Consider the following 4281-nt stretch of genomic DNA (forward strand, 5'->3'; position numbering starts at 1 on the left):
ATAGGCGACGGAGTTGAAACAATCGAAAGTTATGCATTTTATTACTGCGAAGCTCTCAGATATATCAAGTCCGGAAAAAATATAAAGAATATAGAAGAAAGTGCCTTCGATATGTGTCACAGGCTTCGCGGCACTCTTGAACTTCCGAACGTTGAAACAATAGATGAGCGTGCATTTTATCACTGCTCGTTCAACAATATTGTATTAGGAAACAAGCTTAAGACTATAGGCGATTCTGCTTTTGCTCTTTCATGCGAAAATAAAGTCCTTGAGCTTCCGGACAGCCTTGAATCCATAGGAGAAGGTGCCTTTGAAGCCAACTACAGCCTTGAAGAGGTAAGATGCGGAAAAGGACTTAAAACTATCGGAAAGGAAGCTTTTTCAGATAACGCTATTCTGAAAAAGGTCACTTTGAACGAAGGACTTACCGAGCTCGGCGAGGCGGCATTTGAAAACTGCTATCTGCTCCATGAGGTCAATATCCCGGATTCTCTTACAGAAATAAAGGACATGACCTTCTATAGAACTACGATCAATTCTCTTATCCTCCCTGAGAGTATAAAGTCTGTGGGCAAGGAAGCGTATTGTTCGTTGTACTCACGAAAAAACACTGACATTAATATATGGCGTGATCCCCGCTTTACCAATAGAGAAATAACTATACCCAAGCCTGAAGGCGAGATAAGCATAAAGATAATGAATCCCGATTGTGAGATCGACAAAGATGCATTCGCAGGCACCTTTGACCATATGTACGGCTACAAGGATTCAACTGCCGAGGAGTACATGATCAATGCCAAAATGCAGGATCGTTTCATTCCATTCAGCGAAAATCTGTCAGAACGTCCCGGAGACGCCAACTGTGACGGTACTATTGACCTTGCAGACGCAGTTATCATAATGCAGGCTCTTGCAAATCCCGATAAATACGGCCTTAACGGCACTGCTGAAAAACACATAACCTTGCAGGGCATAACCAACGGCGATGTTGACAAGACTGTTTCGGGGATCACATCAAACGACGCACTGAGGATACAGGAGTATCTGCTCGGCAAGGACGTAAAGTTCGACTGATATAAAAGCTCCCCATATAAGAGGAACTCCCCAAATCAGGCTTGATCATTTCCCTGCATATTCATATTTAAATAAAAAGAGCGGACAGTATCGTCTGCTCTTTTTATTTCATCAGTACGTAATAGCCGGTAATACAGTATATATGCAGTAGCTATAGACATTTGCAACTTTATATATCCAGCATCTATAGACATTTTCAGCTTTATATTGTATAATATAGGTGAATATCCAGATAAAAAGGAGGATCTACTATGGGAACATCCCAGCGCCGTATACTTTCCCTGCTCTGTTCCGCTGCGCTTGCCCTTCCGGCTGCCGCACCGCTTTCAGCTTCGGCTGAATGGGTGCATATCGGCTATATGGGCGACCTGAACAACGATCAGGAGCTGAACATGGCAGACCTTGTCATCATGAAACGGCATCTGCTCGGTATAGAACCACTGACTGACAGCAACAGCTATCATGTTCAGGCTTCTTTCATCGGTATCCACGGAGCAGACGGCTTTCAGGCAGATGAATACTTCGTTACTGCGGATATAAATCAGGACGGAGCAGTAGATGTTTTTGACTTTGTGGAGCTCAGACAAGCCATTGTGAATAACAGCCCCCTCTGGGTCTGGCAGTGGGAAACTGGATACACCGTCCACGAAGATCCCCTTGAAAATTACAGCGAGTTCATAGGAGCCTCTGTCAATGATGTCTATAAATTTATGCCTTCTCAGGGTACCGGCAGAATGCTTATCATCTATGCAGATTTTACTGACTGTAAGTTCAAATATCTCCCCAGCTCAAAGGAGATAGAGAAAATAGCCTTCGGCGAAGAAGATACCAACAGCCGACTATACCCATGGGAAAGCATATCGGCTTTCTTCAAACGTTCCTCAAAGGGAGCTCTCGAGCTCAGCGGCAGGGCTTACCACTACAGCACGCAAGGATCCGTAAACTCCTACAAGGGAGTGCCTGGACAGAAAGCCCTGCTGACCGAAGCGTGCAGGGCTCTTGACAGCGAGATTGACTTTCGCGATTTCGACGGCAATAACGACAGCTACATTGACACTATAACACTTATCGTTCCGGGGCAGGCAAGCAGTGACACATGGTGGCCAGCGTCAGTTCAGTTCGCGGATAACAATTATTCCTACGACGGCATGAAAATAGGTCATATGATCACAGGCAACTGCCAGATAAATTCTCCCTCGGACTACCGTGATTTTATTTCTACCCTCAGCCATGAAACAGGTCACTGTATGGGCTTGCCGGATTATTACCGCTATGACAGCTCCGAAGACGCTGACGGACTGCACGGAACTGCAGGCAGTGAGCTTATGGATGACACAGGCGGTGATTTGAGCTGCGTGTCAAAGCTGCACCTTGGCTGGTACAGGACCGATCAGGTAAAGGTCTATGACACATCAGCAGGAACGCAGAGCTTTACTCTGCACAATGCTCAGTCCTCTGACGGAAATACCGTCATCATTCCCTGCGGCAAACTCGACAGCCGTTATCACAGCGAGTATATGATGATCGAATATACCACAAAGGACGCCAACAACAGCGCTCCGCCGTGGTATGTAAGTATAGGTGAAGGAATAAGGATATATCACGTTGAAGCTTCACTTTACAACAACGGCTGGTGGACGTCCTTCCGTTACGCAAGCGGCTCGGAGTTTACCGATAATTACGCTGGCAGACGTTTTATCAGACTCATTGACGACGAAAAAAAGGATAATATCTACAAAACAGGAGATATCATAAACGGAAAGATCACAGGCTTCCACTGGTACGACAGTAAAGGCAGACAAACTATAGAAACAGATCTGACCATAGAGATCGGCGAAAAGAAAAATAACTCCTACACCATAACTATCAAAAACAATAACGGCAATTAATGCAGTATCCAAGTTAAAAATCATGTGTATTTGATCCGGTCACTCTTCTGACCGGATCATTCTGTATCCTTCTGCTCATAATCTACACATAGAAAAAATCATAATCATTATAGACAAGTTTAAAATGCTGCTTTTATGCATTGACACTATATATTATTAAGAGTATGTAACCTTTGATCTATATGAGTTGATTATACATAGTGTATGCGGTATAATTAATATATAGTATACATTACCGTATCGTGTGAAAAAGAGGTGAATACTATGAACAGACTTATTGCAGCAGCGGCAGCCGCAACACTGTTTTTCCAGCCTCTCGTTGAGCCTTACATGGTCGGCATGAAAGATGACAGGGATATTTCGTTATTTCTTGACAGTTCTTATTCGGGAGACGTGATCGTTCCCAAGGAATACAACGGCAGAATAGTAACAGAGGTCTATATAGACAGGAATAGAAACATAACATCAGTTATCCTGCCTGATACCGTTAAGACCTTTTACGCGTCAAACTGCTCCGCAGCAGCATATTATGTAGCTGAGGATAACCCTTATCTGTGTTCGGTTGACGGTGTTATCTACAGCAAGGATATGGACAGACTTGTACGCTATCCGCAGGGCAGATCTGACAGGCGCTTTGATGTGCCTGATACTGTAAAGATCATAGACCAGTATGCCTTTAGTTGTGCAGAAGAACTTGTAGCTGTGAATCTACCCGAGGGCTTGAAAAAAATAGAAACTTCTGCTTTTTCAGGAACTGAGATATCTGTATTCTGTTTGCCGGAGTCCCTTGAATCTATAGGCGATGAAGCCTTTGCTGGCAACACCTGTCTTGAGACCATAACTATACCGAAGAATGTCTCAAATATTGGAATAGCATTTATGCAGTGTGAGCACCTTGAAAGTATCGTTCTGGAGAGCACCAAAGCCATAGAAAAAAGCAATGAATGTGGAGTGAACAGCGACTGGAGCTACGATCCGCTATCTTTTATTTACACCGGTGGCGATGAGCCCGTTGTGTATCTGCCCGATGAGAACTATGACGGATTCATGGAGGAATATACGCAAGTATTCGGAATGAACAGTGCAATAAAGCGTGTAAGTGAATACACAGCACCTGTACACATAATGGGTGACGTTAACGGCGACAAAAAAACTAGTATCGCCGATCTTGTACTGCTTCAAAGGTGGCTGTCAGGAAGCGGAAAAATAAAGTCGAAAGACTGGAATACTGCTGATCTCTGTAAAGATGACAGGCTTGATGTGTTCGATCTTGTGGAGCTCAGGAGGCTGCTTATCACAAAGGTGACAGGACTTGGCA

Annotated in this window: 3 protein-coding genes; all 3 read left to right on the forward strand. The window is 44.2% G+C overall.

Features of this window, described 5'->3' with window-relative positions:
• The coding region (locus J6U00_RS01875; protein ID WP_296578077.1) for a leucine-rich repeat protein at positions 1 to 1074 on the forward strand (1074 nt) is incomplete at its 5' end.
• Between the two features lie 251 nt (positions 1075 to 1325).
• Complete coding sequence (locus tag J6U00_RS01880; protein ID WP_296578079.1) at positions 1326 to 2963, forward strand: dockerin type I domain-containing protein; 1638 nt, start codon at positions 1326 to 1328, stop codon at positions 2961 to 2963.
• Positions 2964 to 3227: 264 nt separating this feature from the next.
• A partial coding sequence (locus J6U00_RS01885) for a leucine-rich repeat protein (RefSeq protein ID WP_296578082.1) occupies positions 3228 to 4281 on the forward strand: 1054 nt, incomplete at its 3' end.

It is taken from the genome of Ruminococcus sp., assembly GCF_017650195.1.
In the GTDB taxonomy this organism is placed as follows: Bacteria; Bacillota; Clostridia; order Oscillospirales; family Ruminococcaceae; genus Ruminococcus.